This is a genomic window from Streptomyces sp. 13-12-16, assembly GCF_002114215.1.
In the GTDB taxonomy this organism is placed as follows: Bacteria; Actinomycetota; Actinomycetes; order Streptomycetales; family Streptomycetaceae; genus Streptomyces.
The window spans coordinates 1-5,084 of sequence record NZ_NCTE01001182.1 but is presented as its reverse complement, the minus strand read 5'-3'; the positions used below and the strand labels follow the sequence as shown (position 1 = coordinate 5,084).

The 5,084-nt window shown below is 73.2% G+C and carries 6 protein-coding genes and 1 pseudogene; 1 reads left to right on the top strand and 6 read right to left on the bottom strand.

Annotation, left to right across the window (positions count from 1 at the left end; translation table 11 throughout):
• The 4 genes and pseudogenes from B7767_RS46885 to B7767_RS37115 all read right to left on the bottom strand — a co-directional run.
• A pseudogene (locus B7767_RS46885) lies at positions 1-255 on the bottom strand (hypothetical protein); the annotation flags it as partial.
• 647 nt (positions 256-902) lie between these two features.
• Entirely contained in the window at positions 903-1,892 is a 990-nt protein-coding gene (locus tag B7767_RS37125) for an NAD(P)-dependent alcohol dehydrogenase (RefSeq protein WP_085575848.1), read from the bottom strand.
• An 82-nt stretch (positions 1,893-1,974) separates the two neighbouring features.
• The gene (locus B7767_RS37120; RefSeq protein WP_085575847.1) at positions 1,975-2,670 is read right to left on the bottom strand and encodes a TetR/AcrR family transcriptional regulator C-terminal domain-containing protein; all 696 of its coding nucleotides are present in this window, start codon (positions 2,668-2,670) and stop codon (positions 1,975-1,977) included.
• A 70-nt stretch (positions 2,671-2,740) separates the two neighbouring features.
• Positions 2,741-3,148: a VOC family protein gene (locus B7767_RS37115; protein ID WP_085575846.1), complete on the bottom strand. Its 408-nt coding sequence runs from the start codon at positions 3,146-3,148 to the stop codon at positions 2,741-2,743.
• A 210-nt stretch (positions 3,149-3,358) separates the two neighbouring features.
• Between B7767_RS37115 and B7767_RS37110 the strand changes: the two genes are divergently transcribed.
• Positions 3,359-3,646, top strand: coding sequence for a zinc-ribbon domain-containing protein (locus tag B7767_RS37110; protein ID WP_085575845.1), 288 nt, complete (start codon positions 3,359-3,361; stop codon positions 3,644-3,646).
• A 28-nt stretch (positions 3,647-3,674) separates the two neighbouring features.
• On the opposite strand, the gene B7767_RS37105 is transcribed toward B7767_RS37110, so the two are convergent.
• Together B7767_RS37105 and B7767_RS37100 are read right to left on the bottom strand one after the other, a co-directional pair.
• Positions 3,675-4,403, bottom strand: coding sequence for a TIGR03943 family protein (locus B7767_RS37105; protein ID WP_085575844.1), 729 nt, complete (start codon positions 4,401-4,403; stop codon positions 3,675-3,677).
• On the bottom strand, positions 4,400-5,084 hold a 685-nt coding region (locus B7767_RS37100), incomplete at its 5' end, for a permease (protein WP_179167454.1). The genes B7767_RS37105 and B7767_RS37100, both read right to left, overlap by 4 nt.

The following is a 5,084-nucleotide window of genomic DNA, read 5'->3' as shown; positions in this document are numbered from 1 at the left end:
GGCGGGTCGGTCCGGGTCCGGGTCCGCGGGGATGACGACCCGGCTGGAGCCGTCGGGGGCGACCTGGAGGACGAAGTGGGTGGTGCCGGGTCCGTCGTTCACCGTCGCCTCGACCGGGGCGCCCCGCTGCTCCGCGTACTGCCGCAACCGGTCCAGCACGGCCTCGTGCACGGACCGGCCCGCGTCGGGGACCAGGGGTTCCCCGTCGATGCCGGCGAACCCCTCGTCGGAGAGGTGCACTTCGAAGCGGGCCATGGCTGCTGTCCTCCTCACGCGGGCGGAGCGGAATCGACGGGTGACCGGCCGCCCCGTGCCCGGAGCAGCGGGGGCAGGGGGACACCGGGACCGCCGACGGCACCTTCCGTACCCGCTCCCATGGGCGCCCGCCTCCTTCCTCTCACCTGAACCGAAGTGACCGGACGGCCCGCTGCGGCGTCCGACGGGCTCGACGGAATCCGAAGGATCCAACGAGTCCGGGCACGCATTGGTTCACACCGACGGAAAAATACGCCCACACCGTCGCCAATCAGAAAATACCGGGGCGGCGGAGGCCGCGCCGGACGGCCCCGCGACGCCTCGGCCCGGGAAGTGTTCCGTGAGCAGGTGGGCACGGATGAGTTCGCCGAGGGCGGCCGGGCGCCCCCGGGCCGGCAGCAGCGCCGCGAGCACCACGCGCCGCTGCGGCGATCCGGGGTCCGGCTCCTGCTCACCGCGCCACGCCCGGACCGGCCCCGGCACGGAAGAGCGAACGGAAGTTTCATCAGCAGGCACACTCGGACCCTATTGACCGGCCACTCCGCCATGACCGCTTCGGCGGAACACGCCTTTCCGCCACGAACACCGCTTCCGTGAAGATTTCCGCCACGGGCTCCGGCCTCCTCCCGGACGTCGGAACCCGGCCCTCAGGGAACGGTGACGACGGCCTTGCCGCGGGCGTGGCCCCCCTCCACGTGGCGCACCCCCTCGGCCGTCTCGGCCAGCGGGTACGTCCGGTCGACCACCGGTGTGAGGCGGCCGGCCCCGATGAGCGCGGTGACGGCGAGCAGGTCCTCGTGGGCCGGCCCGGCCGGGACCGCCGGGAGGATCACCCGGAGTCGCTGCCGGGCGACCGCGTCGGCCGCGAGGAGTCTCAGCATGGCCCCCATCGCGCCGAACACACGGCCGGGTGAGCCGCCGCCGTTGCCCACCAGGGTCCCCGTCGGGGTGAGCGCCCGGCGCAGCCGGCCCAGCGGGTGGTTGCCCACGTTGTCCAGGACGACGTCGTAGCGCGCGCGGCCGTCGGTGAAGTCCTCGCGCGCGTAGTCGATGACGTGCCCGGCGCCCAGTGAGCGCACCAGGTCGGCGTTGCGGGCGCTGCACACGCCGGTGACCTCGGCGCCGAGGGACGCGGCGATCTGCACGGCGAACGTGCCCACGCCGCCGCCGGCCCCGTTGACCAGCACCCGCTGCCCCGCCCGCACCCGCCCCACGGTCCGGATGCCGCGCAGGGCCGTCACGGCCCCCACCGGGACGGCCGCGGCCTGCTCGAAGGTCAGCTCCGCGGGCTTGGGGACCAGGAGGTCCTCGGTGGTGCACGCGTACTCGGCGAAGGCGCCCGGGCAGAAGCCCAGCACCTCGTCGCCGGGCCTCAGCCCCCGCACGCCGGTGCCGACCGCCTCGACGCGTCCGGCCGCGTCGATCCCGGCCACCCGCGCCTTCGGCCGGGTCAGTCCCATGCCCCCGGTCAGCCGGGCCGCGTACGGGTCGCCGCGCAGCATGTGCCAGTCGTACGGATTGAGCGCGGCGGCGTGCACCCGCACCAGCACCTGGCCGGCCCCCGGCTCGGGGCGGTCGACGTCCGCCACTCTCAGGACGTCCGGCGGGCCGAAGCGGTCCTGGACGATCGCCTTCATCCGGATCCCCCCTCACGGGTGTACGGCGTACACCGACCATCATGGGTGTACGCCGTACACCTGGCAAGGGCCGGGAAGGACGTCAGGGCAGCAGCCGGGCCAGACCGTCCAGCGTCAGGTCCAGGGCGAACTCGAACTCGTACTGGTCGTCGCAGCCCGAGCCGACGACGGACCCCTCGTCGTGGGTGACCGCCATGGCCAGTTCGGTGATGTGGGGGTAGCGCGCGGCCATCTCCTCGGGCGGCAGCGCGTCCGGGTCCGGCTCCCGGCCGGCGCCGTCCTCGAACAGCTCCTGGGAGAAGCCCAGCAGCCGGCTGCCCATGACGTGCATCGCGTGATGGACCAGGTCGAGCGGGAAGCCCCCGGACCGGAAGATCCCGATCATCGAGTCCAGGTACGCCATCACCACGGGGGTCGGCGCGGCCCGCGCCTTCAGCCGCGCCTCGATGACCCCGGACGCCCACGGGTGACGCAGCAGCATGCGGCGGGCGGAGAGCACCCGCAGCCGGACGGCGGTCTTCCAGTCGGTGTCCGTGACCGGTGGGTCGATCTCACCGACGAGGACGTCGATCATGCCGTCCAGCAGCTCGTTCTTGTTGGCCACGTGCTTGTACAGCGCCATGGGTACGACGCCGAGCACCTGCGCCAGCTTCCGCATGCTGAGCGCGTCGACCCCGCCCTCGTCGGCCAGGGCGACGGCGGCGGACAGCACCCGCGCCCTGCTCAGGGGGGTGCGGGTCCGGTGGACGGCGTCGGCCTGCCCGGTGATCTCCACCATCCCCTCTCGTGCCGACCGGTACGGACCGGCGCGGACCCTTACGGGCCGGCCCCGGTGTACGGCGTCCACCCTAGGTGTCCGTGTCCTCCCCCACCTCGTCGGGGGCCGCCCACTCGACGAACCGGACGACGATCCCGTTGGGGTCGGTGACCTGGAAGAGCCGCTCGCCCCACGGCTCCTTGCGCAGCGGCATGGTGATGGCCACCCCCTGCTCCCGCAGCCTCCGTTCCTCGCCCTCGATGCCGGTGACCGTGAAGGCCAGGACGACTCCGGCGGCGTGCCGGTCGCACCGGCCGGCGGGCAGGACCTCGGTGCCCCGGCGCAGCAGGACGAGGTCGACGGCCGCGTCGCCCCGGGTCAGTGAGGCGAATCCGTCGGCGGCGGCGATCGCCTTGTAGCCGAGGTGGGTGGTGAAGAACTTCCGCGAGGCGTTCACGTCGTCGACGGTGAGTGACACGGTGGAGACGGTGATCTGCACGGTTGCCTCTTCTCTCCGGGAGGTCGGGCGGGACGCCTACGTGACGACACCCTCGTCACCACCGGCTTCGGTCATGGGGACAGCGTGCCGGTGCCGGGGGCCGGCACGCTTGTGCAGGGTGCGGCAGTGTTGTGGCCGGTCACGTTGCCGACCGCGGTCACCGTCTGGTGTGGTGGTTCGGGGGGCCGAGGCCCGGGAAGGATCGACGACATGATCATTTTTGGCACCAAGGGGTACCTGTACCAGCTCGCGATACTGACCCTGGTGTGCGCGCAGTGCGGGAACCCCGCCGCGCACACGCTCAGGAAGCGGGTCACCAAGTTCACCCTGTTCTTCGTCCCGCTGTTCCCGGTCTCGACGAAGTACGCCACGCAGTGCACCTTCTGCGGCGCGGAGCAGAAGGTGACCAAGGAGCAGGCCGAGCAGCTCCAGGCGCAGGCGATCGGCGGCGGACAGGGCTACGGGCAGCAGTCGCAGCAGCAGCCGTACCAGTCCTAGACGGCCGCGGTCCCGGCCGGCCGCCGTCCTAGTCGCTCCACGCCTCCTCGTACGGGTCCTGCGGGACCGGGACCGGTACGGCGCGGGTGACCTCGAAGTACGGGACGGGGCCGTCGTTGACGGGGTCCTTCGTACGGCGCGGGGTGTAGCGGCCGGTGACCTCCAGCCAGGTGTCCGGCTGCAGGACCGGGGGGATCCTGCCGGTGAGGGCGATCTTGACCGGCTGGGCGTCGGCGGCACAGCAGTTGAGGCCCATGCGGACCAGGTACGGGGCGCCGGTGCCGTCCAGGGCCACGAAACCGGTGACCGAGATCGAGCGGCCGCGCAGGTGGCGGCCGTGGTCGTAGACCGCGCGGGCCGCGTACTCCCCGACGCCGAGACGCAGCGGTCCCCGCTCGGACAGCTCCGGGTAGCCGAGGGGTTCCCACAGGGCCGTACCGGTGTGGGTGGCGCTGTAGGAGCCGAGGGCGGGCGGGGCGACCAGGATCAGGGCGAAGAGGGGGAGGGTCAGGAGCCAGGAGACACGGGGTTCCCGGTGCGCCTCCTCCGAGCGCGGCCCGCGACGCCACTCGTACCAGGCCGTCGCCGCCGCCGTCGCGATCAGTGCCGCGCCCGACAGCAGGAGCAGCGGGCGCAGGCCCGCCTTGACGTACCGCAGGTGCAGGTCGGTCAGACCGGCGTGCAGCACGGTCGCGCCGAGGAGGAACAGCAGGGCCGCCTGGGCCTGGTGGTTCGGGTTCGACTTCTCGGGCTTCACAGCAGCACCGCCCCCGTCAGGGCCGAGACGACCACCGCCAGGGCGAAGGTCGCGGGGGCGAAGCGCAGGGCGAAGGCACGGCCGAACGTGCCCGCCTGCATGGCGAAGAGCTTCAGGTCGACCATCGGCCCCACGACCAGGAAGGCGAGCCGGGCCGTCAGCGAGAACTGGGTGAGCGACGCCGCCACGAACGCGTCCGCCTCCGAGCAGATCGACAACAGCACCGCCAGGACGGCCAGGGCCAGGACCGACAGCACCGGGTTGCCGGCCGCCGCGCTCAGCCACTCCGCCGGGACCACCGCCTTCAGCGTGGCCGCCGCCATCGCGCCGACCACCAGGTAGCCGCCCGCGTGCGTCACGTCGTGCCGTACCGAGCCCCAGAACGCCGCGCCCCTGCTCCGTTCGTCGTGCGACGGACGGGAGGGCGGGCGCAGCCAGTCGGTGCGGCCGAGGCGCTGCCACAGCCAGCCCATCGCGCACGCCACCAGCAGGCTCGCGACGAAACGGGCCGCCACCATCTCGGGGTCGCCGGGGAAGGCGACCGCCGTCGCCGTCAGCACGATCGGGTTGACCGCGGGGGCGGAGAGCAGGAACGCCAGGGCGGCCGCCGGCGCCACTCCCCTGCGCACCAGCGCGCCCGCCACCGGCACGGACGCGCACTCGCAGCCCGGCAGCACCGCT